The 25,244-nt window shown below is 70.0% G+C and carries 31 protein-coding genes and 1 riboswitch; of the genes, 22 read left to right on the top strand and 9 right to left on the bottom strand.

Annotated elements, in window-relative coordinates:
• Positions 1-47: 47 nt before the first annotated feature.
• Entirely contained in the window at positions 48-491 is a 444-nt protein-coding gene (locus tag ABD357_RS15860; protein ID WP_344390704.1) for an ATP-binding protein, read from the top strand.
• A 54-nt stretch (positions 492-545) separates the two neighbouring features.
• On the opposite strand, the gene ABD357_RS15855 is transcribed toward ABD357_RS15860, so the two are convergent.
• A complete protein-coding gene (locus tag ABD357_RS15855; RefSeq protein WP_344390703.1) occupies positions 546-1,463 on the bottom strand; it encodes a LysR family transcriptional regulator in 918 nt (305 codons plus the stop codon).
• A 113-nt stretch (positions 1,464-1,576) separates the two neighbouring features.
• Between ABD357_RS15855 and ABD357_RS15850 the strand changes: the two genes are divergently transcribed.
• The gene (locus ABD357_RS15850) at positions 1,577-2,200 is read left to right on the top strand and encodes a LysE family translocator (protein ID WP_344390702.1); all 624 of its coding nucleotides are present in this window, start codon (positions 1,577-1,579) and stop codon (positions 2,198-2,200) included.
• A gap of 22 nt (positions 2,201-2,222) precedes the next feature.
• Here ABD357_RS15850 and ABD357_RS15845 read toward each other — a convergent pair whose 3' ends face one another.
• From ABD357_RS15845 to ABD357_RS15825, 5 genes are all read right to left on the bottom strand, one after another.
• Positions 2,223-2,774, bottom strand: a complete 552-nt coding sequence (locus ABD357_RS15845; RefSeq protein WP_425584881.1) for a DUF6328 family protein — start codon at positions 2,772-2,774, stop codon at positions 2,223-2,225.
• Positions 2,775-2,852: 78 nt separating this feature from the next.
• Positions 2,853-3,326 carry a C40 family peptidase gene (locus ABD357_RS15840; protein WP_344390701.1) on the bottom strand — a complete coding sequence of 158 codons (474 nt, stop codon included), beginning with the start codon at positions 3,324-3,326 and terminating at the stop codon, positions 2,853-2,855.
• 3 nt (positions 3,327-3,329) lie between these two features.
• Positions 3,330-3,495, bottom strand: a riboswitch (cyclic di-AMP (ydaO/yuaA leader).
• Positions 3,496-3,865: 370 nt separating this feature from the next.
• The gene (locus tag ABD357_RS15835) at positions 3,866-4,177 is read right to left on the bottom strand and encodes a hypothetical protein (RefSeq protein ID WP_344390699.1); all 312 of its coding nucleotides are present in this window, start codon (positions 4,175-4,177) and stop codon (positions 3,866-3,868) included.
• A 7-nt stretch (positions 4,178-4,184) separates the two neighbouring features.
• Positions 4,185-4,820, bottom strand: coding sequence for an ATP-dependent Clp protease proteolytic subunit (locus tag ABD357_RS15830; protein ID WP_344390698.1), 636 nt, complete (start codon positions 4,818-4,820; stop codon positions 4,185-4,187).
• Between the two features lie 118 nt (positions 4,821-4,938).
• Positions 4,939-5,412 (bottom strand): tyrosine-type recombinase/integrase, encoded by a 474-nt coding sequence (locus ABD357_RS15825; protein ID WP_344390697.1) that lies wholly within the window; start codon positions 5,410-5,412, stop codon positions 4,939-4,941.
• Positions 5,413-5,868: 456 nt separating this feature from the next.
• On the opposite strand from ABD357_RS15825, the gene ABD357_RS15820 reads away from it, so the two are divergent.
• Entirely contained in the window at positions 5,869-7,266 is a 1,398-nt protein-coding gene (locus ABD357_RS15820; RefSeq protein WP_344390695.1) for an FAD-binding oxidoreductase, read from the top strand.
• Positions 7,267-7,637: 371 nt separating this feature from the next.
• Here the strand turns inward: ABD357_RS15820 and ABD357_RS15815 are convergent, their stop codons facing one another.
• Positions 7,638-8,309, bottom strand: coding sequence for a CDP-alcohol phosphatidyltransferase family protein (locus tag ABD357_RS15815; RefSeq protein ID WP_344390694.1), 672 nt, complete (start codon positions 8,307-8,309; stop codon positions 7,638-7,640).
• 142 nt (positions 8,310-8,451) lie between these two features.
• Here ABD357_RS15815 and ABD357_RS15810 point away from each other — a divergent pair, with 142 nt between their 5' ends.
• The 9 genes from ABD357_RS15810 (at position 8,452) to ABD357_RS15770 (ending at position 15,780) form a co-directional block, all read left to right on the top strand.
• Complete coding sequence (locus ABD357_RS15810) at positions 8,452-9,021, top strand: SRPBCC family protein (RefSeq protein ID WP_344390693.1); 570 nt, start codon at positions 8,452-8,454, stop codon at positions 9,019-9,021.
• 552 nt (positions 9,022-9,573) lie between these two features.
• Positions 9,574-10,029, top strand: a complete 456-nt coding sequence (locus tag ABD357_RS15805; RefSeq protein ID WP_344390692.1) for a MauE/DoxX family redox-associated membrane protein — start codon at positions 9,574-9,576, stop codon at positions 10,027-10,029.
• Between the two features lie 325 nt (positions 10,030-10,354).
• On the top strand, positions 10,355-11,908 hold the full coding sequence (locus ABD357_RS15800; RefSeq protein WP_344390691.1) for a radical SAM protein: 1,554 nt from the start codon (positions 10,355-10,357) through the stop codon (positions 11,906-11,908).
• A 12-nt stretch (positions 11,909-11,920) separates the two neighbouring features.
• Positions 11,921-12,709, top strand: coding sequence for a class I SAM-dependent methyltransferase (locus ABD357_RS15795; protein WP_344390689.1), 789 nt, complete (start codon positions 11,921-11,923; stop codon positions 12,707-12,709).
• Positions 12,710-12,829: 120 nt separating this feature from the next.
• Positions 12,830-13,324, top strand: a complete 495-nt coding sequence (locus ABD357_RS15790) for a hypothetical protein (protein ID WP_344390688.1) — start codon at positions 12,830-12,832, stop codon at positions 13,322-13,324.
• Positions 13,325-13,512: 188 nt separating this feature from the next.
• Positions 13,513-13,857: a Crp/Fnr family transcriptional regulator gene (locus tag ABD357_RS15785; RefSeq protein WP_344390687.1), complete on the top strand. Its 345-nt coding sequence runs from the start codon at positions 13,513-13,515 to the stop codon at positions 13,855-13,857.
• On the top strand, positions 13,809-14,231 hold the full coding sequence (locus ABD357_RS15780; RefSeq protein ID WP_344390686.1) for a Crp/Fnr family transcriptional regulator: 423 nt from the start codon (positions 13,809-13,811) through the stop codon (positions 14,229-14,231). Before ABD357_RS15785 ends, ABD357_RS15780 begins: the two co-directional genes overlap by 49 nt.
• Positions 14,232-14,319: 88 nt before the next feature.
• Positions 14,320-14,910, top strand: a complete 591-nt coding sequence (locus ABD357_RS15775; RefSeq protein ID WP_344390685.1) for a redoxin domain-containing protein — start codon at positions 14,320-14,322, stop codon at positions 14,908-14,910.
• Positions 14,911-14,916: 6 nt separating this feature from the next.
• Positions 14,917-15,780, top strand: coding sequence for a cytochrome c biogenesis CcdA family protein (locus ABD357_RS15770; protein WP_344390684.1), 864 nt, complete (start codon positions 14,917-14,919; stop codon positions 15,778-15,780).
• 121 nt (positions 15,781-15,901) lie between these two features.
• Here ABD357_RS15770 and ABD357_RS15765 read toward each other — a convergent pair whose 3' ends face one another.
• Positions 15,902-16,351 (bottom strand): hypothetical protein, encoded by a 450-nt coding sequence (locus ABD357_RS15765; RefSeq protein ID WP_344390683.1) that lies wholly within the window; start codon positions 16,349-16,351, stop codon positions 15,902-15,904.
• Between ABD357_RS15765 and ABD357_RS15760 the strand changes: the two genes are divergently transcribed.
• A complete protein-coding gene (locus ABD357_RS15760; RefSeq protein ID WP_344390681.1) occupies positions 16,327-16,542 on the top strand; it encodes a hypothetical protein in 216 nt (71 codons plus the stop codon). The two genes, ABD357_RS15765 and ABD357_RS15760, sit on opposite strands and share 25 nt — an antisense overlap.
• A gap of 64 nt (positions 16,543-16,606) precedes the next feature.
• Complete coding sequence (locus ABD357_RS15755; protein WP_344390680.1) at positions 16,607-16,885, top strand: type II toxin-antitoxin system Phd/YefM family antitoxin; 279 nt, start codon at positions 16,607-16,609, stop codon at positions 16,883-16,885.
• Between the two features lie 94 nt (positions 16,886-16,979).
• On the opposite strand, the gene ABD357_RS15750 is transcribed toward ABD357_RS15755, so the two are convergent.
• A complete protein-coding gene (locus ABD357_RS15750) occupies positions 16,980-18,026 on the bottom strand; it encodes an ABC transporter permease (protein WP_344390679.1) in 1,047 nt (348 codons plus the stop codon).
• 123 nt (positions 18,027-18,149) lie between these two features.
• Between ABD357_RS15750 and ABD357_RS15745 the strand changes: the two genes are divergently transcribed.
• From ABD357_RS15745 to ABD357_RS15710, 8 genes are all read left to right on the top strand, one after another.
• Entirely contained in the window at positions 18,150-18,779 is a 630-nt protein-coding gene (locus tag ABD357_RS15745) for a TetR/AcrR family transcriptional regulator (protein ID WP_344390678.1), read from the top strand.
• Positions 18,780-18,915: 136 nt separating this feature from the next.
• Positions 18,916-19,218, top strand: coding sequence for an urease subunit gamma (locus ABD357_RS15740; RefSeq protein WP_344390677.1), 303 nt, complete (start codon positions 18,916-18,918; stop codon positions 19,216-19,218).
• A 16-nt stretch (positions 19,219-19,234) separates the two neighbouring features.
• Positions 19,235-19,546 (top strand): urease subunit beta, encoded by a 312-nt coding sequence (locus ABD357_RS15735; protein ID WP_165263778.1) that lies wholly within the window; start codon positions 19,235-19,237, stop codon positions 19,544-19,546.
• The gene (locus ABD357_RS15730) at positions 19,539-21,260 is read left to right on the top strand and encodes an urease subunit alpha (RefSeq protein ID WP_344390676.1); all 1,722 of its coding nucleotides are present in this window, start codon (positions 19,539-19,541) and stop codon (positions 21,258-21,260) included. Before ABD357_RS15735 ends, ABD357_RS15730 begins: the two co-directional genes overlap by 8 nt.
• Positions 21,261-21,272: 12 nt before the next feature.
• Positions 21,273-21,947 carry an urease accessory protein UreF gene (locus ABD357_RS15725; protein WP_344390675.1) on the top strand — a complete coding sequence of 225 codons (675 nt, stop codon included), beginning with the start codon at positions 21,273-21,275 and terminating at the stop codon, positions 21,945-21,947.
• 79 nt (positions 21,948-22,026) lie between these two features.
• Positions 22,027-22,707: an urease accessory protein UreG gene (gene ureG / locus ABD357_RS15720; RefSeq protein WP_344390674.1), complete on the top strand. Its 681-nt coding sequence runs from the start codon at positions 22,027-22,029 to the stop codon at positions 22,705-22,707.
• A complete protein-coding gene (locus ABD357_RS15715; RefSeq protein ID WP_344390672.1) occupies positions 22,704-23,507 on the top strand; it encodes an urease accessory protein UreD in 804 nt (267 codons plus the stop codon). Before ureG ends, ABD357_RS15715 begins: the two co-directional genes overlap by 4 nt.
• A gap of 142 nt (positions 23,508-23,649) precedes the next feature.
• Positions 23,650-25,239: an alpha/beta hydrolase gene (locus ABD357_RS15710; protein ID WP_344390860.1), complete on the top strand. Its 1,590-nt coding sequence runs from the start codon at positions 23,650-23,652 to the stop codon at positions 25,237-25,239.
• The last annotated feature ends 5 nt before the right edge of the window (positions 25,240-25,244 follow it).

The raw sequence follows: 25,244 nt of genomic DNA, 5'->3' as shown, positions 1-25,244 counted from the left end.
CCGCTCCGTGTCGGACTCCGGTCCCGTGGGAAAGGGACGACCTCGCCATGGCAGACCACCTGGAAGCATCCGTCACTCTGCCGAGCGATCCCGCCTCGGTCTCCGCCGCTCGCAGCTACGTCGCCAACGTCCTTGCCGAATGGGGCCTTCCGTCCGACACGGAAGCCGCCGACACCGTCCGTCTCATCGTCTCCGAACTCGCCACCAACGCCGTCCAGCACACCTTCGGCCAGTCACCGACCTTCACGGTGGACCTCACACTCGACCGTGACGAGCAACTGCGCATCGGTGTGACCGACAGCCATCCACGCTTCCCGAAGAGACTCCCCGCGGCCGTCCAGCAGGACAACGGCCGAGGGATGGTGATCATCCGTTTCCTGACCGCCGAGTGCGGGGGGAAGTTGACGGTCCGGCCCACCCGTGAGGGCGGCAAGACGGTTTCGATCATGCTGCCCTGGACGACTCCGGTTCAGCCGGTTACTGCCGACTGAGGGGCTGCGGGGATTGCGAGTTGTCGGCTGCGGACCCTCAAGGGGCGCTGATCGTCAGGTCTGTTGGGACGCGCGGCCGAAAGCGCCGCGGAGCAGCGCGCGGAAGGCGTCGGCCGCGGGTGCCTGCTCGTCGGTGCGGTAGGCGACGGAGATCGTCCTGCGCAGGTCGCCCGGCTCCAGGAGACGCATACTCACCGGGGTGGCGGCGGTTCTGGCGACCATCTCCGGGACCACCGCGACGCCGAGGCCCGCGCTGACCAGGGCGCACACCAGGGCGTAGCCGGGAGTCGCGACGAGGACCGAGGGTGTGGCGCCCGCGCGGGCGAGCGCGGCCTCCACGCCCTGCCGGGGCGGGTGGTCCGGGGCCATACTGATCAGCTGCCGGCCCGCAAGACCCGTCAGCGGCAGCCGCGACGAGCCGCTGGTCAGGGCGTGCCCGGGAGCGGTCACGAGTACCAACTCCTCGACCAGGACCGGCTCCGTGGACACCGCGGCGGGCAGCGGGAGTGGCTCCGCGGGCTCGTAGCCGTGCGTCAGCGCCAGATCCACCTCGCCCGCGGCCACCGCGGCGATGCCGGCGGGCGGCTCGTAGTCCGCCACGGTCAGCTCCACATCAGGATGGGCCCGGCGGAACGCGCTCAGCACCGGCGGCAGCAGATGGATCCCGGCCGTCTGGAAAGTGCCGAGCCGCAGCATGCCGCCGGACAGCCCGATCAGGCGTGCCAGCTCGATCCGCGCCCGGTCCATCTCGTCGAGCACCCGGCGTGCCCGGGCCACGAGTAGTTCGCCCGCGCCCGTCAAGCGGGCGCCGCGGTGGTGGCGTACGAGAAGCGCCGTGCCCGCCTCCCGCTCCAGCTTGGCCAGTTGCTGGGACAGCGCCGGCGTGGTGTAGCCGAGGCGCTCGGCGGCGCGGGTGATCGAGCCGGCCTCGGCGACCGCCACCAGCGCCGCGAGACGCGTGGGGTCGTACATGCGAAGCTCCCGGCTGAAGGGAAGGACGGACGAGAAGGCTAAAGAACTGTTTAAGGCTCACCCAGGATATTGCACATACCTGCTGAAGGCTCGGAGCGGGCACGCTGGTGCTCATGGACGGACAGCTCATCGCCTTCACCGGAGTCGCCGCAGGCCTCGTCGCCATGCCCGGTGCCGACTTCACCGTCGTGGTCCGCAACGCCCTGGCCTCCCGCCGGGCCGGTATCGCGTGCGCGCTCGGCATCGCGGCGGCGCTGCTCGTCCACACGGCACTCGCCGTCGTCGGGGTGGCCGCGGTGCTGACCGCCGTGCCCCCGCTGTTCCGCGCGCTCCAGCTGCTGGGCGGTGCCTACGTCCTCTATCTCGGCGTACGGACGCTGCAGTCGGTGCGCGGCAGGCGTACGACGGAGGCCGAGCACCCGCCGGTCGTGTCCGGGGCCGGAGCCCTGCGGCAGGGCTTCGTCACCAACGCGCTCAACCCGAAGGCGACGGTCACCTTTCTGAGTCTGCTGCCGCAGTTCGTACCGGACGGAAGTCCCGCGATGCCTCGGACGCTGGTCCTCGCGCTGATCGTAGTCCCGCTCGCCCTGGTCTGGTTCCCGGCGGTCGCGCTGCTCGTGGACCGGCTCGGCCGGTGGCTGCGCAGGCCGCGGACGGTACGGGCCATCGAGGCCGTCACCGGAACCGCTCTTACGGTTCTGGGACTGGGGCTCGTTCTCGAGACGGTGCTGACCTGACCCGTGGGCCGGCCGGCAGGCCTCAGGAATCGTCCGGGCTCCTGCCGCCGGCCCGTTTCATCAAGAGCGGCACGAGCCCCCACAGGCCGAAGCAGATCACCATGGTGGCCGCGCCGGCCAGAATCCCTTTGAGGCGGCCCGCCGTCACATCGACGACGAGCAGGACCGAGCCGGTGAGCGCGAACGCCAGCACGCCCATCCCGATCTGGGCGAGGTGTGAGGAGACCGCCACGATCTGCGGCTTGGCGCCCTGCTGGAACAGCCGGCGGTGCAGGGCGGCCGGTGCCGTGAGGAGCACGGAGGACAGCACCGCGAGCAGCAGCGTCGTGATGTACGTGGCGCGCTGCACCGAGTTGAGGGACGGGAAGCGCGGGGTGAACGCGAGGCTCAGCAGGAATGCGAAGAGGATCTGTACGCCCGTCTGGGTGACCCTCAGCTCCTGGAGCAGTTCGATGAAGTTGCGGTCGGCGCGCTCGAGCGGCGTCTCGCGCCGCTCCATCCGTTGGGCGTACGGACGCTCGTCGCCCGGACGTCGCTCGTCGGGCTCTCGGTCGCTGGGCGGTTGCTGGGCCATGGATCCATGAGTAACCCGTCAGCCGCCCGAATCACGCCCCGTGGGGTGGCGGCGATGACCGCCGCCACCCCACGCGCGTCACCTGACCCGGCCGTACCAGACGCTCTTCGTCCAGATCTTCTGCAGCTTCACCACGTCCCCGGTCTTCGGGGAGTGCCAGATCCGTCCCTTCCCGGCGTAGATGCCGACGTGGTACACGTTCCGGCCCGAGTGGAAGAACACCAGATCTCCCTGCTTGCGGCTCGAAGCCGAGATGTGGCGCGTCTTGTTGTACTGCTGCGCGGCCGTACGGGGCAGCTTCTTCCCCGCCTTCTTGAACGAGTAGAGAGTGAGCCCGGAGCAGTCGAAGCGCTTGGGCCCCGTGGCTCCCCACTTGTAGGGGGATCCCTTTTTGGAGGCCGCTACCTGAAGTGCCTTCTTCGCTGGGGTTACTGCTTCGGCGTCGGATGCGAGACCGGGGGCAACAACGCTGCCGCCGACAACGGCGACGGTGAGAGCCGATGCGGTACCGGCCCTGGTCAACAGCGACGGGACACGATTGAGCGCAGACATGCGCAACCCTTCGTCAGCCGCCTGTGAAGGATGACCTGTCGGATTCGGGCTGGCGAAGTTGCCCGGCCGCGGTGTGCGGCTTCACCCCAAGGACCACTCGGAAGTCTCCGGCGGCCCGTCGTGCTTGGGTCCTCCACTCCTGCCGATCCACTTCTGTCGACCCGTCATCCGGGCGGCGGCAGGACTCGGCGTCCGCCCGGACCGCCCCGCCGCTGCGGCGGGGGCTTGTCGTCGGAAGGGATCTTGACGCATGAATGTCGGAAAGTCCGAACGGAATCGGTGGTTTGTGGGCTTACTCACCACTCACCTGTTCGGGTGGACGGGGCTGCTGTCGGACGAGCGTCGAGGGGGTAGAGGACCCTCGTACCAGCACCGGAATGTCTGATTCCGGTGTTTGAGTACACGCGCTGCGCAAGTTGCACGGGCCTTTGAACGTACCTCCGTCTACTCCTTTCAGGGGTACGTCATTTGGTCCGTTTCACCTCTTGCCCGGACGCCCCGTCAGTCGCCTGTGGAGCCCCCGGGCCGCTCGGTGGGTGTCAGATGTCGGAGGTCTCCGGCGGCAAGGTGACGCGGGCCGCCCGGCGTTCACCGTCGAGGACCCGCAACGCCCGCGTCAGGGTCGGTGCGTGCAGCTCGTGCTCACCGCGTTGGTGCATCAGGTTCAGCGCATCGCGCAGCGCGGTGGTCTTGGTGACCAGTGCCTGTGCAGCGCGCAGCCCGCCATAGGTGTCGCCGCGGTTCGCCGGATTGATCCGGCCGAGGAGATCGAGCACCTCCAGATAACGGTCGACCAGTTCACCCTCCGCCCGGGTCAGTGCCGGCAGCGGGGGCAACTCGGGTGGGAGCATCCGCCGTTCACCTCGCGCCGGGTGCGGCGAGCGAGGTCTTACGGCTCGCAATGATGCGGTCGATCAGCCCGTACTCCACTGCCTGAGGTGCCTCCAGGATCTTGTCCCGCTCGATGTCCGCGCTGATCCGCTCCTGGCTCTGGCCGGTGTGCCGGGCGAGCATCTCCTCAAGCATCCTGCGCGTGCGCATCAACTCCTCGGCCTGGATGGCCAGATCGGAGGTCTGACCTTGCACCGGCTCGGGCAGTGCCGGCTGGTGGATCAGCATGCGTGCGTCCGGCAGTGCGGACCGCTTCCCCGGCGCGCCGGCCGCCAGCAGTACCGCGGCGGCGGCCCCCGCCTGCCCCAGGCAGACGGTCTCCACCTCGCAGCTGACGTATCGCATCGTGTCGTAGATCGCGGTCATCGCGCTGAACTGGCCGCCGGGGGAGTTGATGTACAGCGAGATGTCCCGGTCCGGCGACTGGTACTCGAGGTGCATGAACTGCGCCATCACGTCGTTCGCCGACGTGTCGTCGATCGGCGTCCCCAGGAAGACGATCCGCTCCTCCAGCAGCTTCGAGTACGGATCCATGGTCCGCTGCCCCGCGCTGGTGCGTTCGGTGAACTCGGGCAGGACGTAGCGGGCGGACGGTCGGGTCATGACACACGCCTCCTCCGGGTGAGGTCCTGTAAAAAATGTACAGGACGTACATGAGGTTGTGATGGGCAGCATGGCCTAGTGATCGAGAGGAAGCAACAGGTCAAAGGCGGTTTCGCTCTCAGCGTGAGGGCGGAAATATCACCTTCTCTTGGCACGAGTGCCGCGCGTCGTACAGCTGAACCCTGCGGAGACCGAGCTGCGCCATCAGCGAGTAAGCGTGCTCGCGGAGCTGGCGCGTGCTCATCGGCTGCCCGAGCGTGTCGACGAACATGTAACCCGAGTCGGTGTAATAGCCGCCCATCGCGACGCGTTCAGGCTCTTGCAGCACCTTGAAGCCGAGCAGGGCCAGCTTGACCGGCCCAGGCAGCGGCAGCGTCCGTTCTCCCGCCTCGGACTTGGCGTCCTTCTCCAGGACGCGGGCGTTCCCGATCACCGTGCGGGTGTCGGCGACCGCCAGCGTGTCCGCTTCAAAGTCGATGTCCGACCACCGCATGCCCGCCACCTCGGCCGGCCGGAGCCCCATCAACCCGAGCAGCAGCGGGGCGAAGAGGCGGTTGTCGCGGATGCCGACAACGAATTCCTTGGCGTGCACGAGGGCGTTGCGGTAGCCGACGATCGTCGACTCCTCGAGGTCGTCCGCCTTGCTCTTGAGGTACAGGTCGAGCCGTGGACCGTCGGGATCGCAACGCCCATGCTGCCTTCAGGCGGTTGGACGCCGCCTTGGATGAACTCGCCGGCACGAAGCCGCCCTGCGGGCTGCGCGAGGGCCGGAGCGGGCCGCTGCCCGCCGCGCCCGCAACGACGCCAAGGCCAAGGCCCGCCGGGCCGAGGCCGGGACAGCACCGGCTGTCTGCCCTACGTCCGAATTGCGGGAGATCCTGGACGAAGGGAAACTGAGTCTGGTGAGGCGTGGCCGGCCCGCCTCGCCGGAATCGATTCGAAGCGCGGGACGGATTCACGCACCACGCCCACGCCCTTCGGTCCGCTCGGACGTCGCGCGTCCTCATCCGTCCGCAGATCACCGGTCTTTCCATAGGGGTGTTCGATCATGGGCGGTATCAACGGAACGGTTCTCCAGACATTGCGTGAGGGACTGCGGGGACCTGTCGTGGCTCCGCAGGACACGAGCTTCGACGAGGCCCGCAGCATCTACAACGCCATGATCGACCGGCGTCCGGCCGCCATCGCGCAGTGCGTCGACGTGGCGGACGTCAGGACCACGGTCTCCTTCGCGCAGGACACCGGGGTGGAGATCGCGGTGCGTGGCGGCGGCCACAGTGGACCGGGTCTGTGCCTGCTCGACGACGGGCTTGTGCTGGACCTGTCACCGATGCGCTGGGTGCGTGTGGCCCCTGAAGCAGGCATCGCGCAGGTGGGCGGCGGCTGCCAGTTGGGCGACGTGGACCACGCGGCCCACGCCTTCGGTCTCGCCGTACCGGCAGGGATCATGTCGACCACAGGGGTGGGCGGTCTCACGCTGGGTGGCGGACACGGACATCTCACCCGTAAGTACGGGCTCACGATCGACAGCCTCCTGTCCGCCGACGTCGTCCTCGCCGACGGCTCCTTCGTCACGGCGTCGGAGAAGGATCACCCGGACCTGTTCTGGGCGCTGCGGGGCGGCGGCGGGAACTTCGGGGTGGTCACGTCGTTCACCTTCCGGCTGCATCCGGCGCACACGGTCGGTGTGGCGGTGACGGTATGGCCCATCGACCGCACCGGCGACGTGCTGCGCTGGTATCGGGAGTTCCTGCCCGCAGCGCCGGAGGACCTCAGCGGCTTCTTCGCCGTGCTGGTCGTGCCGCCCGGGCCGCCGTTCCCCGAGCCCATCCACGGGCAGAAGATGTGCGCTGTGGTCTGGTGCTACACCGGCGACCTGGAGGCCAACCGGCTTGAAGAGGTGCTGGCCGCGGTGAACGAGCCGGCGCCACCCGCCTTCCACTTCACCACGCCCATGCCCTACCCAGCTCTGCAGACCATGTTCGACGAACTGATCCCCAAGGGACTGCAGTGGTACTGGCGCGGCGACTTCTTCGACACCGTCTCCGACGCCGCGATCGAGGTGCACCAGCGGTACGGGGAGAACATCCCCACCGAGCTGTCGACGATGCACCTGTACCCGGTCGACGGGGCGGCCCACCGGGTGGGAACCGACGACACGGCCTGGGCCTACCGGGACGCCGTCTGGTCCGGCGTGATCGGCGGAATCGATCCGGACCCCGCCAACGCCGACCTGATCCGGCAGTGGTGCGTCGACTACTGGAACGACCTGCACCCGCATTCCATGGGCGGCTCCTACATCAACTTCCTGGGAGAGCAGGAGGGCCCGGAGCGGGTGCGGACCACCTACCGTGGCAACTACGACCGGCTGGCGTCGATCAAACGCTCCTACGACCCGGACAACTTCTTCCACGCCAACCAGAACATTCCGCCATCGGCCGGATGACACACGGCGCGCGCAGCAGCAAAGCAGCAGATGGTGGCCCGCGGTCGCAGGACTGCGGTCACAGCACTACGAGTCGGCCCCGCTCCTTCCCCCGGCGGACATGGGGTGGCGGATGGCCGCCTACCCGCGTTCACTTGGGAGTTTGGCGTAGCGGGGCGGCGTCGGCGTTCTTGGCTTCGAAGTGGAAGTCTTCACACTCTGCGCGGATGCCGCGCCCGGACTGCGACCGCGGATCGGCCGGGCTGGCGTGACTCCCGTCCCTTGGAGTGCTGCTCAGGCGGCCCGCACCGCGAGCAGTTCTGGCAGGGCGTACGCATGGAGGGCACACCCGAGCCGGATCGGCCCGCTGACAGCGGGAAGTAACAGGGCTGTCAGCGGCGTGTGAGGTGCCGGAGGGCGACGACGGCCTGAAGAGCGGCGGCCGGTCGCAGCAGGACGGGGCGGGGCCGCTCGGGCATGGTGCCGCGGCGCAGCGCAAGGCCGGTGACGGCGACGACGGGAAGCACCCAGGCGGCGACCGCTGCGGCTCGCAGGGTGTGGCTGGGTTCGTGGCGCAGGGTGAGCCACATCCAGTAGGCGGCATCGGCGAAGCTGTCGGCGTTCTCCCCGAAGGGGGAGGTCGTGCCCTGGTGGCGGGCGAGGCGGCCGTCGGCGAGATCGAGGCTGATCGCCAGCACCCCGGAGCCGCGGCTGGCTCCGCCGGGCAGGGCAGGGAGATTGGCGCGCATCAGCGTCAGCACGTCTGCGGTGGCCAGGCGGGTGCGGTGCTCCAGCAGCCCCAGGTGCAGGACGGCGACGACCCAGCTGATGGCCACCCAGCGCCGTCCGGGCCGTCTGCCGGCGGCCAGCGTGTACAGGACGCCGTGCAGGGCGGTGAGCTCGGCCACGGCCCGCGGGCGCCGGGCGGCCTGGCGCAGCGACCGGCGGGCTGCGTGCCCGAGGAAGCGCACGACGGCTGCCGGGGCCAGGTGCCCTTCGCGCAGTTCGGCCAGCAGCACGTTCGTGGCGGCGCGGCTGTCGGCCATTTCGGATACGGGCTCCACGCTCCTCCGTCCTTCACAGGGTGGTGGCGTTCACGGTAGGGCCGACGCGCTGGGAGAACGGTGAGCGCGCTCACTGATCACCGGGACTTCCCGGCCTACCGTCGGACGGGAGACAGGATGGACGTGTGGAGAGGTCGGGGCGATGGTGCGGATCGGTGCTCTGGGGGCGGTGACCGTGGCCGCCACGGGCGTGGCGGCCGGGTATCTGGGGCTGGTGACCGGAGCGGTGCCGCTCGATCTCGGGGTGGGCCGGCGCACGCGCCCGCTCGGTCCGCGAAGCGTTGGCATTGCCGCACCGCGCGAGACGGTCTTCGAGGTGATCGCTCAGCCCTATCTCGGCCGGGCCACGCGGGCGATGCGGGAGAAGGTACAGGTGCTGGAGCGGGGCTCCGACATGGTGCTCGCCGCGCACCGCACCCCCGTCGCGGGCGGGCGGCTGACGGCGACGACGGTGGAGACCGTGCGGTTCGCCCGGCCGGAGCGTGTCGATTTCCGCTTGGTACGCGGGCCCGTCCCGGCGGTCACCGAGACGTTCGAACTCACCGAGGAGCAGGGGGGTACGCGGCTCGTGCACCGCGGCGAGCTGGGCACCGACCTGTGGGCGCTGGGCCGATGGTGGGGCGGTGCGGTCGCCCCGCGCTGGGAGGCGGCCGTCGCGGCCACGCTGGAGGCGGTCAAGCAGGAGGCGGAGCGGCGCACGGCCCTCGGCTGAGCGGTAGACCTGCGGGCCGCCTTGCGGCCCCTGCGGGGAGGAGCGCGTCAGGCTCCGGCCGTGCCGGTCTCCGCTGCGATCGCCGCCGTGACGGTTTTCCGTAGTCCTTGTGCGTCCACGCCCTGTGCGTCCACCCCCTGCGCGGGAGCGCAGGTTCACGCCGTGCGCCAGGAGGGCCAGCATGTCGGCAGCGCACTCGGGATCTACGTCCTCACCAAACTGTCCCTGCCGCTGAGCCGAGAGGAGCGCGGTGCGCAGGGCGTCACCGCAGTCGCTGGTGCTTGCCGGTCGAGGACGGCGCGCACTGCGGGGTCGACGCCCCCGCCCACGAGCAGGACCGTGGCCGCACCGATCACTCCCGCGCCCTTGACGGCCTGCCGCCGTCGCGGGCGGTGGGCCTGCTGCCGGTTACCTGGCACCTCCCGAATCCTCGGGACGCGGGCTCGCGCGGTGGCGAACACCGCTTCGCACCTTCGATCGTGCCGGAGGCGAGGGGTGGTTCGGTGAGCGCGCTTACAGTTCTCGACCTCGCCCGCAGCCTACGGTCGGATCATGGTGCTGAGGATCGTGCTCGGGACGGTGTACACGGCGATGGCCCTGGGGCAGATCGCCTCCTTCGGGCACATGCCGCGGATTCTGTCCGCATACGGGCTGGTGACCGGGGGCGCCGCGGCGATGCTGGCCGTGGCGCTGATCGCGGGCGAGCTGGTGTGCGGGATCTGGTTTGTGGCCCGGCCGCGGTCGAAGGTCCTGGCGCCGGTGCGGGTGTACACGGGCGTGTCGGTGGTGTGGTCGCTGCTGGCGGTGCAGGCATACATCCGGGGCCTGGCGGTGGACAACTGCGGATGCTTCGGGATCTACCTGTCCCAGCGGCTGAGCTGGTTCGTTCTGCTCCAGGACGCCCTGACCCTGCTCTACGCCGCCTTGCTGGTCCGCTCTGCGCGCACGGCCCCGGCCCCCTCGCACACCGGCCGGGAGGAGGCGAGCCGCAGTGTCGGCATCCCGTGAAAGTTCCGGTCTCGGCGGCCTGACGGCGGCTCGTGGGCGCCGCACTGCTGATGGCGGTGTGCTGCGCGGGCCCCCTGCTCGTGGCCGGCGGAGCTCAGCACGGTCGGCGGGGCTCTGGCCAGTGGGTGGCTGATCACCGTCGGCGCGGTCATCCTGCTCGCCGGCGCGGGCTACGCCCTGCGCTGCCGGGCCCGTCGCCGCCGGGGCGCCGGGCCGGAGGACTGCTGCCCGACTGTCCCGGCCCCACCTGCGTCGCAATCGGGCGACATCGCAGGCCGTGACGATGCCCGGTGAGTGAAGGACCGTATCTATGGAGGAGTTCCGCGTGACCCAGGCACCCGCGCCCCGGCGCAAGGTGGACCGCGACGAGGTGTTCGTGGAGTTCACCAAGTCGATCTGCCCGATGTGCAAGACGCCCGTTGACGCGCAGGTCAACATCCGTGACAACAAGGTGTACCTGCGGAAACGCTGCCGCGATCACGGCGAATTCGAGGCGCTGGTGTACGGGGATGCCGAGGAGTACCTGGCCTCGGCCCGGTTCAACAAGCCCGGCACGATCCCGCTCACCTTCCAGACCGAGGTGAACGACGGCTGCCCGTCGGACTGCGGGCTGTGCCCGGAGCACAAGCAGCACGCATGCCTGGGGATCATCGAGGTCAACACCGGCTGCAACCTGGACTGCCCGATCTGCTTCGCCGACTCCGGCCACCAGCCGGATGGCTACTCCATCACCCATGAGCAGTGCGAGCGGATGCTCGACGCGTTCGTGGCCTCGGAGGGGGAAGCGGAGGTGGTGATGTTCTCCGGCGGGGAGCCCACCATCCACAAGCACATCCTGGACTTCATCGACCTCGCTCAGGCCCGTCCGATCAGCAACGTCAACCTCAACACCAACGGCATCCGCCTGGCGACCGACAAGAACTTCGTCGCCGAGCTCGGCAAGCGCAACCGGGTGCCGGGCCGGTCGGTGAACATCTACCTGCAGTTCGACGGCTTCGACGAACGTACCCACCGGGAAATCAGAGGCCGGGACCTGCGGACGTTCAAGCAGCGGGCCCTGGACAACTGCGCGGAGGCCGGGCTGACCGTCACCCTCGTCGCCGCGGTCGAACGCGGCCTGAACGAGCATGAACTCGGCGCGATCATCGAGTACGGCATCGACCATCCGGCCGTCCGGTCGGTGGCGTTCCAGCCGGTCACCCACTCCGGCCGGCATGTGGAGTTCGACCCGCTGAACCGGCTCACCAACCCCGACGTCATCCGGCTGATCAACGAGCAGCGGCCGGGCTGGTTCCAGAAGGGCGACTTCTTCCCGGTCCCCTGCTGCTTCCCGACCTGCCGCTCCATCACCTACCTCCTGGTGGACGGTGAGCCGGGCAGCCGCACCGTCGTGCCGATCCCGCGGCTGCTGAACGTGGAGGACTACCTCGACTACGTCACCAACCGCGTGATGCCCGACGCCGGGATCCGCGAGGCCCTGGAGAAACTGTGGTCGGCCTCCGCGTTCATGGGTACCACCACGACCGAGGAGAAGCTCCGGGCCACGGCAGAAGCCCTGGACTGCGCCGACGCCTGCGGCATCGACCTGCCCCAGGCCGTGAAGGGCCTGAGCGACAAGGCGTTCATGATCGTCGTGCAGGACTTTCAGGACCCCTACACCCTCAACGTCAAGCAGCTGATGAAGTGCTGCGTCGAGGAGATCACCCCCGACGGACGCCTCATCCCGTTCTGCGCCTACAACTCCGTCGGCTACCGCGAACAGGTCCGCGCACAGATGTCCGGCGTCCCCGTTGCCCCGGTCGCCCCGAACGCGCTGCCCCTCGCCGGTCGGCTCACGACCACCCCGTACGGCTCGAAGACCACCCGCACCGAGAGCTGAGGAGCGCCGGCCGTGACCCACGAGGAGATCAAGTCCTGCTGCGCCGACGCCTACTCCAAGGACATCGTCGCGATGCTGCTCGGCGACTCCTACCACCCCGGCGGCACTGCCCTGACGCGCCGCCTCGCCGACCGCCTCGCCCTCGCCCCCGGCATGCGGGCCCTCGACGTCGCCTCGGGCCGCGGCACCACCGCCCTCCTGCTCGCCGGCGCCTACGGGGTGAAGGCGGACGGCGTCGACTACGCGCCGGCCAACACGGCCCTCGCGCAAGGTGCCGCCGAGGCCGCCGCCCTGGGCGACCGGGCCGTTTTCACTACCGGCGACGCCGAACACCTGCCCTACGACGACGGTGTCTTCAACGCCGTAGTGTGCGAGTGCGCCCTGTGCACCTTCCCCGACAAGGCCCGGGCCGCCGCCGAGTTCGCCCGCGTCCTTCGGCCTGGCGGACGCCTCGGCCTCACCGACGTCACCGCCGATCCCGACCGGCTCCCGCCCGAACTGCGCGGGCTCACTGCCCGTATCGCCTGCGTGGCCGACGCCCGCCCCCTGGACGAATACGCCGAGATCCTGGCCGCGGCCGGGCTGCGCACCCAGGTCACCGAGCGGCACGACGAGGCGATGCTCCGCATGATCGACCAGATCCAGGCGCGGCTGGACCTGCTGCGCATCACCGCCCCTGCCCGCCTCGCCGACGCCGGCGTCGACCTGGACGCGGCCCCGGCTGTCCTGGACGCGGCCCGCGCCGCCGTCACGGAAGGCGTGCTCGGCTACGCCCTGCTGACCGCAGTGAAGTCACCCTGACAGCCCAGCGATCTACCCCCGGGTACGTAAGCGCCCTCACATACCTGCATGTGGCCTGCGGCCTAGCGTCGGCGACGAGAGCGTAAAAAAAGACACACCGCACCAGGGAGGACGATCACCATGGCCACCACCGTGCAGGCATCCCCGAAGACCGCGAAGACTGCGGCGATCCCGGTCCATGCCGTCTGGGGCGCCGCGGCCGGACTGGTCGGCGGCATCGGGATGGGCATCTGGATGTCGGTGTCCTGGCCGATGACGGACACCGCCATGATCACCATGGTCGCTGGTCTCCTCGGCTCGACCGACGCCTTCGCCGGATGGCTGATCCACCTTGCGATCGCGCTGTTCGCCGGCATCACCTTCGGCGCACTGCTCGGCCTCTTCGCCCAGCGCATCGCCCCCGCCGTCGTCCTCGGCCTGGCCTACGGCGCGGTGTGGTGGACCGTCGGCGCATTGTGGATCATGCCCGCCAACATGGGCATGCCCGTCTTCGAGTGGAACGACGTCACTTCCTCCAGCCTCGGTGCCCACCTCGTGTTCGGGCTGCTCGCCGGGGCCACGTTCGCGTGCATCGCCCAGGCGATGGGCAAGCGCACCGACCAGGTCCGAGGATGAGCCCTGCAACGCCCGCGTCAACACCCGGCCCCGACACCCCACGGCCGGGGGCCGCGCCACGCCGGATATCCATCGACGGTGAGGCGGTGCCCTACTGTCTGGCCGAGGGCGCCGCTGCGCTGGCCCGCCCGGCATGGGGCGCCGCACCCCCGCCGTGGGCCCCTGGACGACGCGAGGAGACGCACACCATGACCGACGCCGCAGCAGGCGACGAGGAGGCTGAGCGGACCTGGTGCCTGGCCGAGGTCGACATCTTCTGCGACCTTTCCGAGCAGGAGATGGAAGCCATAGCCCAAGCGGCGCCGATGAAGACGTACCACGCGGGCGAGATCCTCTACTCGCCCACCCAGCCGTCCGAGGTGCTGTTCATCCTCAAAAGGGGCCGGGTCCGCGTCTTCCGAGTCTCCGCCGACGGCCGGGCCTCACCACCGCGATCATCGCCCCGGGCACCATCTTCGGCGAAATGGTCCTGCTCGGACAGCACATGTACGACAACTACGCCGAAGCCCTCGACGACACCGTCGTGTGTGTGATGAGCCGCTCGGACGTCAACCGGCTGCTGCTGACTGACGCCCGCATCGCCGCGCGGATCACCGCGATCCTCGGCCGCCGCCTGGCCGACCTCGAACAGCGCCTGTCCGACAGCGTGTTCAAAACCGTCGCCCAACGCATTGCCACCACGCTGACCACCCTGACCAGCGCCCAGCCCCCGGCGAGCCCGTTGCGGCCGGTCGGACGTCACCCGCAGATCGCCCTCACTCACGAACAGCTCGCTGCCCTCGCCGGCACTTCCCGCGAGACCTGCACCAAGGTGCTGCGCGACTACGCCGACCACGGCCTGCTCCGCCTGGCCCGCGGGCGTATCACCGTCCTCGACCCCGAACGGCTCAAGGACGCCGCGGGCTGACGTCACCAATCCGTAAGGCTCCGGCCTGCTGCCCGCCCAAGCCGCCACGACTAGCCTCGCCATCGGTCCCGACCCACAGGAGTCCTCCTTGCGCGCCCGCACCCTCCTCCCGGCTGCCCTCGCTGCCACCCTCCTCGCTCTGACCGCATGCGGCTCGGGCGAAGACTCCGCGTCCGTCGGCGACGCGGGTGCCTCCCCGTCAAAGGCGCCGTCCCCTGCCGAGTCGCCCGTCGGCTCCGCCGAGGGCGGTAGTGGGGCGGAGGGCAGGAAGCTACCCGAGGCACTGAACTTCACCGCCACCACGGTGGACGGCAAGCCGTTCGACGCGAAGACCCTCGCGGGCAAGCCCACCGTGCTGTGGTTCTGGGCACCGTGGTGCCCCACATGCAAGGGTCAGGCAGCCGAGACCGCCAAGGTCGCCGCCGACTACCAGGGCAAGGCGAACGTCGTCGGCGTCGCGGGTCTGGACAAGAACGCCGCAATGCGTGCCTTCGTCTCCGACACGGGCACCGGCTCCTTCTCGCACCTGTCCGACGAGAAGGGCGAGGTGTGGAAGCGGTTCGAGGTCACCCAGCAGAGCCACTACGTGATCCTCGACAAGAACGGCACGACCGTCTACGAGGGCGTGCTCCCCGGCGGCAAGGGCCTGGCGGAGAAGCTCGCCGCCGTCACCGGCTGAACCGCCATGGCCGACCTGCCCCTTGCTCTCGCACTCGGCGCCGGGATGCTCGCCGCCGTCAACCCGTGCGGCTTCGCCCTGCTGCCCGCCTACCTCTCCCTGCTCGTCCTGGGCGACGACAGCCCCAGCCGCACCGTTGCCATCGGCCGGGCGCTCACCGCCACCGCGGCGATGACGGCTGGCTTCGCCGCCTTCTTCGGCGTCTTCGGACTCGTCATCCAGCCCGTCGCCGGCCAGGTCCAGCAGCACCTGCCCTGGTTCACCATCACCTTCGGCCTGCTCATCACCACTGCCGGAGCATGGCTCCTCGCCGGCCGCCAACTGCCCACCCTTGCCCCGAAACTCCGCCGCGCCCCCACCGTCACACGCTCCGTGCCCTCGATGGCACTGTTCGGCATGGCGTACGCCACCGCCTCCCTCGGCTGCACCATCGCCCCGTTCCTCGCCATCGTCGTCTCCGCCTTCCGCAGCGGCTCCACCGCGGAGGGCATTGCTCTGTTCGCGGCCTACGCTGCCGGGATGGGCCTGATCGTCGGCGCCGCCTCCCTGACCGTCGCCCTCACCCGCACCACCGCCGTCCCCCGGCTGCGCCGCCTCGGCGCGATCGCCCCCCGGCTCGGCGGCGGCCTGCTCCTCCTGGTCGGCGCGTACGTCGCCTACTACGGCTGGTACGAGATCCGCGTCCAGGGCGACCCTGCCACCACCGACCCCGTCATCGACGCGGCGGCCAGCATCCAGCGAGCCGTTGCCGCCGCCCTGGACACCGCCGGTCCAACCTTGATCGCCGTGTCCTTTGGGATTCTGCTCCTCGCGGCACTGCTGGTCCGGCGTTGCAGGCGCACACGCCCGCGCACCGGCTTCCAAGCGTGATCAGGGACCTTCCGACATACGCCGCTCGACGGATGACTTGACTCGGGAATCACCCAGCATCGCGATCCCGCATGGTCGCCGTGGTTCTCGCTGGGCTCGGTGGGCTTGGATCCCGCAGTGGCTAGCGTGGCAGCTTCGCGGTGCGCTCGGGGTGGGCGGCGGTGATGTACCGCATCGCGGTCTGGGCGCTGATGCCGGACAAGCGCATCAGGTGAAGCGGGTCGTCGACCTCGAAGGCCTCGTCGCGGATCCGGTCCTGACGCAGCGTCTGCATCGTGAAGCCCGTCAGGCGGATGGTCTTTGCGAGGGTGTCCATGCCGATGATCGAGTGGGCGGTGTCGACTGCGGTCCATCGGTTGATGAGCAGATGAGGGTTGCTGGTGACCGGCCACCGGCGGTGGCCCTCGCGGATCCAGTCGGAAGCGCAGCGGTAGGTGAGTTCGTCCAGGTAGATGATGTGCCGCTTTGCATGGCGCCTTACGACGAGCCGCTCGTGGGACAGGCCAAGGTCCGTGAGCAGCAGACGGCGGAGGTCAGTGCCGTTGAGTGCATGGACGCAGACCAGCACCATCACAGCTCGCCGGCCGCTTCCTGACCGACTACTACCGGCTCGTCGCCACCTGGGCCGACTGGGCCACCGCCCTTGTTCAGCAGTGGCCCGAGAACCCCGCAGACGCCGCCCCCGACCCCACCGAGATGGCCGAGACTCTTCGGCGGGCGAGCTGGAACTGGGTGCGAGACGACGGGGGGAGCCGCCTCTGACCTGGCTCTCAGGCACTTGTCATGTAACTCACGGACGTCATGGACGCGCCGTAAGCTGGGGAGCATGGCCTATGAGATTCCGGTGACGCAAGCCAGGGCTGAGCTCGCCGACCTGATCAACAAAGTGGTGTACGGCGGTGAGCGCGTCGTCGTGACGCGGCACGGAAAGCCCCTCGTCGCTCTTGTCTCCGCCGCTGACCTGGAACGACTCGAAGAACTTCAGGACCCGGCCGAGGAGCAGGTGATCAGCGCCGTCTCCAGCGTCCGCGAGGTCACGTCCGCTCCCCGCGAACAGCAGCGCTTCGGTATCGCGGCGGAGCACCGGGGGCCCAGCGCTTCGTAGGGCACTCCTGTGGGCGGGACGCCTGCGGATGCAAAAGACCGTGCGCCCCCGTCCGCTACAGCGGGGACGCACGGTCGCTCTGTTGTGGTGGTGGTCAGCCTGCCCGGACAGGTTCCCGCTCGGCGACGACCGTCTCGGCAGGTGCCTTGCGCCGCTGGAGCGCGCTGCCCAGGATGACCGCACCAAGGCCGAGCGCTGCCCACCAGGTGAGGGTGAGGGCGGGACCGGCCGCGGCGGCTCCGTCGAAGAACGAGACCGAGCGGAGCAGTGTGGCGCCCGCCCCCGGCGGCAGCCACTGACCGATCACACCGACCGGCTCGGGCAGCATCTCGGGTGCCGAGCCGGCGCCGGAGAACGGGTTGCCGAGCAGCATCATGACGAACGCGCCGAGTCCGATGCCCGGCGTGCCGAACAGGGCCGCGAGGCCCGCGACGGCGGCGCTCACCGCCAGCGTCGACAGGCCGAGAGCGCCCGCCTCGGCCCACCAGTTCCCGGTGAGCACGCCGAGCCAGCTGCCGGCGATCGCGGCGGCCACCGCGCCGACCAGGACAGCCACGCCGACCAGCGCACCGGCCGCACGCCAGCCACGTAGCCCCAGCAGCGTCACGGCGGCTCCCGCACCGATGCCGGCCAGCGCCATCGGCAGCACGCTCGACGTCAGGGCCGCGCCGCGCGGATCAGCGGCGGGGGCCGGCGCCACATCGACGGTCTGCACCTGGGTGCCGCCCGCCTGCTGGGTCACCGCCTGCTGGAGCAGCTGGGCGACGACCGGACTCGCGGCCGAGGCGGTGAGCAGCTTCGGCCCCTGCTCGGTGGCGACGACCGCCCCGTATACGGTCCGGTCCTCGATGGCGTCCCGGGCGGCACTCTCGTCGGCGTAACGGTGGATCTCGAACGCGCCCTCGCGCGCCTCGAGCCGCTGCTCCACCTGGGCCGTCGCGGTGGTGGGACCCGCCACGCCGAGCGGCAGGTCGTGCGGCGCGGTACGGGCCGCGGGCCAGGCGAACGCCCACAGTGCGAGGGCGACCAGGACGGGGACCAGCAGGACGACGGCGACCACGCGGCGGCCGTGGGACGGCGAGGGCGCTGTCGGCGGCGGTGGCGTGGTGGTCCTGGTGGCGGTAGCGGAGGTGGCGGACATGGGTTTCCTCTCCGATCGGGGTCGAGGTTCAAAAAGAAGGATCGTTCGTTTTAGGTTCGTTGCCACCATCCTGCGGGCACTGCGAGGTTGTCAAGAAGGAATGTTCGTTTTACGTTGCTGTCCATGGCCCGTGTAACTCAGGAACACCTCGATGCCCGTCGCCGTCAGATCCTCGACGGCGCGGCCCTCTGCTTCGCCCGCAACGGCTTCCACGCCACGTCCATGCAGGACGTACTGAAGGAAGTGGATCTCTCGGCAGGCGCCGTGTACCGCTACTTCAGCGGCAAGAACGAGCTGATCAAAGCGATCGTCACCGAGGTCCTGGCGGAGGTTCGCGAAGGCTTCGAGGCCGCCGCCCGGCAGAGCCCGCCCCCGCCGCCCGACGAACTGGTGGGGCGCGTCATGGGCTCAGTCATCGAGGGGAGGGTGGGGATGATCCACAACGGGGAGTTCGTGTACCCGCGGCTGATCATTCAGGTCTGGGCGGAGACCATGCGCAACGAAGAACTGTCGGCCGTGTTCCACGACGGCTTCGGCAGTGTGCGGGCGGCCTGGATGAAGGTCGTCCAGGGCTATCAGGACGCGGGGATGATGCGGGACGACGTACCGGCCGAAAGCGTGGCCCGGACCATGATCGCGACGGCCCAGGGTTTTGTGGCGCAGATGGCCGTCTTCGGCACCGCACCGGTGGAGGTGTTGCAGGAGGGGCTGCAGGGCCTGATGAGCATGGGAAACCCCGACGCGCGGACCTGAGCCGGCCGACGGCCGGTTAACGTCGCTGAAACGCCGCCCAATTAGCCTGCGCCTCCACGCCACCTGGGATTTTGCCCGGCGGCTGCGGAAACCGGACCCCGCACGGTCCGGAGCGAGGACTGTGAGGTGGGACGCCGTGCAACTGACCCCGCACGAGCAGGAGAGGCTGCTCATTCATGTGGCCGCCGACGTGGCCGAGAAGCGCCGGGCCCGCGGACTGAAACTGAACCACCCCGAAGCCGTCGCGCTCATCACGTCGCACATCCTCGAAGGCGCGAGGGACGGCCGCACCGTGGCCGAACTCATGGCCTCCGGGCGCAGGATCCTCACCCGCGAGGACGTCATGGAGGGCATCCCCGAGATGATCCACGACGTCCAGGTGGAGGCCACCTTCCCGGACGGCACCAAGCTCGTCACCGTCCACGACCCGATCGTCTGACGGGGGAGCGGCCACCATGATTCCCGGAGAGATCCTGTTCGCCGACGGACCCGTCGCCTTCAACGAAGGCCGCGAGGTCACCCGGCTCACCGTCCTCAACGCCGCCGACCGGCCCGTTCAGGTCGGCTCCCACTACCACTTCGCCGAGGCCAACCCCGGTCTGGACTTCGACCGCGCCGCCGCGCGCGGCAAGCGGCTCAACGTCGCCGCCGGCACTGCCGTGCGCTTCGAGCCCGGGATCCCGGTAGATGTCGAACTCGTTCCGCTCACCGGCGCCCGTGTGGTGCCCGGACTGCGCGGTGAGACCGGAGGTGCTCTCGATGGCTGAGCTCTCGCGTGCCGCGTACGCCGATCTGTTCGGCCCGACCACCGGCGACCGGATCCGGCTCGCCGACACCGATCTGCTGATCGAGATCGAGGAGGATCGTTCCGGCGGGCCCGGGCTCGCCGGTGACGAGGCGGTGTTCGGCGGCGGCAAGGTCATCCGCGAGTCCATGGGCCAGTCACGTGCTACGCGCGCAGAGGGCACGCCGGACACCGTCATCACCGGCGCCGTGATCGTCGACCACTGGGGCATCGTCAAGGCCGACGTCGGCATCCGCGACGGCAGGATCACCGGCATCGGCAAGGCGGGCAACCCGGACACGATGGACGGGGTGCACCCGGACCTGGTCATCGGACCGGAGACCGAGATCATCGCGGGCAACGGCCGCATCCTGACGGCCGGCGCCATCGACGCGCACGTCCATCTGATCTGTCCGCAGATCGCCGACGAGGCGCTCGCCTCCGGCATCACGACCCTCGTAGGCGGCGGCACCGGTCCGGCCGAGGGATCGAAGGCCACCACCGTCACGCCCGGCCCCTGGCATCTGGCACGGATGCTGGAGGCGATGGAGGAGTACCCGCTCAACTTCGGGCTGCTCGGCAAGGGGAACACCGTCTCGCACGAGGCGATGCTCTCGCAGATCCGAGGGGGTGCGCTGGGTCTGAAGATCCACGAGGACTGGGGGTCCACGCCCGCCGCCATCGATGCCGCGCTGACGGTCGCCGACCAGACGGGTATCCAGGTCGCGATCCACACGGACACCCTGAACGAAGCGGGCTTCGTGGCCGACACGCTCGCCGCGATCGCCGGGCGCGGCATCCACGCGTACCACACGGAGGGCGCGGGCGGCGGCCACGCGCCGGACATCATGACCGTGGTCTCCGAGCCGCACGTCCTGCCCAGCTCCACCAACCCGACCCGGCCCTACACCGTCAACACCGCCGAGGAACACCTCGACATGCTGATGGTGTGTCACCACCTGAACCCCGCCGTGCCCGAGGACCTGGCCTTCGCCGAGTCCCGTATCCGGCCCTCCACCATCGGGGCCGAGGACATCCTGCACGACCTCGGCGCCATCTCGATCATCTCGTCGGACTCCCAGGCGATGGGGCGGGTGGGCGAGGTCATCATGCGTACGTGGCAGACCGCGCATGTGATGAAGGGGCGGCGGGGCGCGCTGCCCGGTGACGGGCGGGCCGACAATCACCGCGTACGTCGCTATGTCGCCAAGTACACGATCAACCCGGCCCTCGCTCAGGGGCTCGCCCGCGAGGTCGGCTCCGTCGAGACCGGCAAGCTCGCCGACCTCGTGGTGTGGGAGCCCGCCTTCTTCGGGGTCAAGCCGCATCTCGTCGTCAAGGGCGGGCAGATCGCGTACGCACAGATGGGCGACGCCAACGCGTCCATTCCTACCCCCCAGCCGATTCTGCCGCGTCCGATGTACGGAGCGATCGGGCGGGCCCCCGCATCCAACTCCTTCAACTTCGTGGCACCGCTCGCGGTCGAGGACGGGCTGCCGGAGCGGCTCGGGCTCGGGAAGCGGTTCGTGCCCATCGAGTCGACGCGCGGGGTGACCAAGGCGGACATGCGGGAGAACGACGCGCGGCCTCAGGTGCGGGTCGATCCGGACAGCTTCGCCGTACACATCGACGGGGAGCTGGTCGAGGCCACGCCCGCTGCCGAACTGCCCATGGCACAGCGGTACTTCCTCTTCTAAGGACGCGTCACCATGTCCCGAGCCGCGCTTCTCGTCCTGGCCGACGGCCGGTTTCCCGCCGGTGGGCACGCGCACTCCGGCGGGGCCGAGGCGGCCGTCAAGGCCGGGCGGATCACCGGGGCGGCGAGTCTTGAGGAGTTCTGCCGTGGCCGGCTGCACACGGCGGGGCTGGTGTCTGCCTCGCTGGCCGCGGCGGGGGCGCTGGGGCTTGATCCTCTGGCACTCGACGCCGCGGCGGACGCCCGCACGCCGTCGGCCGCGCTGCGGGTTGCCGCGCGGAAGCTCGGGCGGCAGCTGATGCGGGCGGCTCGGGCGACGTGGCCGTCTGCTGAACTCGACGCGCTGGCGCGGGCGTTCCCCAAGGGGGCCCATCAGCCGGTGGTCCTCGGGGTGGCTGCTCGGACCGCGGGGCTGGGGGCGGTGGATGCCGCGTACTGCTCCGCGTACGAGAGTGTCAGTGGGGCGGCTTCCGCGACGGTGCGGTTGCTGAGCCTTGACCCCTTCGACGCCACGGGGGTGCTGGCTCGGCTGGCTCCGGACCTCGACCGTGTCGCGGACCGGGCGGCCGAGGCGGCGCGCCGTGCCGTCGAGGAGGGCGTCGATGCCCTCCCTGCGGCTTCCGCGCCGCTGCTGGAGATCAGTGCGGAGGTGCATGCCGCGTGGGCGGTTCGTCTGTTCGCGTCGTAGGAGGAGTTTCGCCCCCGGCGCGGACCCGGCGGCAGCACAACAACCACCGACCGACACGAAAGCCACAGGAGCAACCCGCATGCACCTCGACCACTCCCACCCTCACCACGGCGGAGCCGTAAGCGCGGACGCGCACCGCCCCGACGGCACCCGCCGTGCCCTCCGTATCGGACTCGGCGGCCCCGTCGGCTCCGGCAAGACCGCCACCGTCGCCGCACTCTGCCAAGAGCTTCGTGACGAACTCTCCCTCGCCGTCGTCACGAACGACATCTACACCCGCGAGGACGCCGAGTTCCTCCTCCGCGAGGCCGTGCTGCCGCCCGAGAGGATCACAGCCGTCGAGACGGGCGCGTGCCCGCACACCGCGATCCGGGACGACATCTCCGCGAATCTCGAAGCCGTCGAGGATCTGGAGGACGAGATCGGTCCGCTGGACCTGATCCTCGTCGAGTCCGGGGGCGACAACCTCACCGCGACCTTCTCCAAGGGGCTCGTCGACGCGCAGATCTTCGTGATCGACGTGGCCGGTGGTGATGACATCCCGCGCAAGGGCGGGCCCGGTGTCACCACCGCCGATCTGCTGGTCGTGAACAAAACGGACCTCGCCCCGCACGTCGGGTCGGACCTCGGGCGGATGGCCGCCGATGCCAAGACCCAGCGTGCCGAACTGCCGGTTGTCTTCCAGTCGTTGAGGGCGGAGGGCGGAGTCCGGGAGGTCGCCGAGTGGGTACGGGCTCAACTCGCCGCGTGGACGGCATGACGACCCGAGCAGCCCGAGAGGCCGGGGCAGCCGGAGAAGCCCGAGCAGCCGGCGTACGCGCCACCGCCCGCATCGCCGCCCGCCCCGACGGCCGTGGTGGCACCGCCCTTCCCACCCTGGAAGGCGAAGGCCCCCTCGCCCTGCGCCGCACCCGCGCAACCGGCTCCGAGGCACGCGTCACGCTGGTCGGGGCGATGAGCGGCCCCCTCGGCGGCGACCACTTCACCGTCGAGGCGACCGCCGCCGAGGGCGCCGAACTGCACATCGGATCCGCCGCCGCCACCATCGCCCTGCCGGGCCAGGCCAAGGGCGAGGCCCGCTACGACGTGCGCCTCACGGCCGCCGACGGCGCCGAACTGCGCTGGCTGCCCGAACAGTTGATCTCCGCGAACGGAAGTGATCTGTACGTCACCACCCGCGCCGACCTCGCGCCGGGCGCCCGTCTGACGCTGCGTGAGGAACAGGTACTCGGCCGCGCCCACGAGGAGCCCGGCCGCCTCACCAGCCGTCTCACCGTCCGTCTCGACGGGCGCCCGCTGCTCGACCAGGAACTGTCCTGCGGACCCGGCGCGCCCGGCGGCTGGGACGGCCCGGCGGTGCTGGCGGGACATCGCGCCGTGGGGCAACTCATCGTCGTACGACCGGAATTCGCCGATGCGCGGCCCGGCCCGCGGCTCCTGGGTGAGTACGCCGCGCTCACCCCGCTCGCAGGACCCGGCGTCCTCGTGACCGCACTCGCCCCGGATGCCCTGCGGCTGCGCCGCATCCTCGACGAAGCCCTGCGTACACTCGGCCTGTAACGGACAACTCCGCTCAACGGTCAGGCGGTTACCGGTTATCGGATTGGCAAAGAAGCCAAGTCACCCCTGTCCTCAGGGAGGTCACAGCAGAAAGGATCCCCGTACCGACCACAACACGTACGGGGAGGCCCACTTGACGGGTATGAGACCGCCGAAGAAGAAAGCGGCAGCGCTCGGCTCGGCCGGAGTGTTCGTCACGGCGACACTGATAGCAGGGGCCGTCGCGGCGCCGTCCGCCAGTGCGGACACCCGCCACGGCCAGGACCGCGAGGCGCGCGGTACGGCGATCGCCGCGGCACGGGCCGCCAAGGCCGGCATCAACTGGCAGGACTGCCCGGCCGATTGGGGACTTGAGAAGCCCATCCAGTGCGGCTGGGTCACCGTGCCGCTCGACTACGCGAAGCCGAACGGCAAGCAGATCAAGCTCGCCGTCGACCGCATCGGCAACACGGGCACCAAGGCGGAGCGCCAGGGAGCCCTCATCTACAACCCCGGCGGCCCCGGCGGCTCGGGCCTGCGCTTCCCGCGCCGGGTCACCACCAAAGCCCCGCTCTGGGTCAACACGGCGAAGGCGTACGACTTCGTGGGCTTCGACCCGCGCGGCGTCGGCCACTCGGCGCCCATCTCCTGCGCGGATCCTCAGGAGTTCGTGAAAGCGCCCAAGTTGGACCCGGTGCCGGACTCCGAGGCCGACAAGCTCGCCCAGCGCAAGCTCGCCGCCGAGTACGCGGCAGGCTGTGCCGAGCGCAGCGGCGAGATGCTGCCGCACATGACGACGCCCAACACCGCGCGCGACCTGGACGTCATCCGGGCCGCCCTCGGCGAGAAGAAGCTCAACTTCCTCGGCGTCTCGTACGGCACGTACGTCGCCGCCGTCTACGGCACCCTCTTCCCGACGCATGTGCGGCGCATGGTCGCCGACAGCGTCGTCAACCCGTCGCGCGAGAAGATCTGGTACCAGGCCAACCTCGACCAGGACGTCGCCTTCGAGATGCGCTGGAAGGACTGGCAGGACTGGGTCGCCAAGAACGACGCGACCTATCACCTGGGCGACACGCGGGTCGAAGTCCAGGCCCAGTGGCTGAAGTTGCGCGCCACGGCCAAGAAGAACCCGATCGGCGGGGTTGTCGGTCCTGCCGAGCTCGTCGGGTTCTTCCAGAGTGCTCCGTACTACGACTCCGCGTGGGCGCCCACCGCCCAGGTGTGGAGCAAGTACGTCGCCGGTGACACCCAGGCGCTCGTCGACGCCGCCGCTCCGGACCTGTCGGACACCGCGGGCAACGCCGCCTCGGAGAACGGCAACGCCGTCTACACCGCCGTCGAGTGCACCGACGCCAAGTGGCCCACCAGCTGGAAGAAGTGGGACCGCGACAACACCGAGCTGCACAAGAAGTACCCGTTCATGACGTGGGCCAACGCCTGGCTGAACCTGCCCTGCGCCACCTGGCCGGCCAAGCAGCAGACCCCGCTGAACGTCAAGACCGGCAAGGGCCTGCCGCCCGTGCTGATCGTGCAGGCCACGCGGGACGCCGCCACTCCGTACGAGGGCGCCGTCGAGCTGCACAAGCGGTTCAAGGGCTCCCGTCTGATCACCGAGAAGAACGCGGGCTCGCACGGTGTCACGGGGCTTGCCAACCCCTGCATCAACGAGCGGGTGGACACCTACCTGCTCACCGGCAAGGTCGACGCGGCCGACGTGACGTGCGCCCCGCACGCCACGCCCACCCCGTAGTCCGT

Origin of the sequence: Streptomyces vastus, assembly GCF_039532825.1 — a bacterium.
Lineage (GTDB): Bacteria > Actinomycetota > Actinomycetes > Streptomycetales > Streptomycetaceae > Streptomyces > Streptomyces vastus.
Note: the sequence above shows the minus strand (reverse complement) of the source record. Positions and strands in the feature narration are given on the sequence as shown.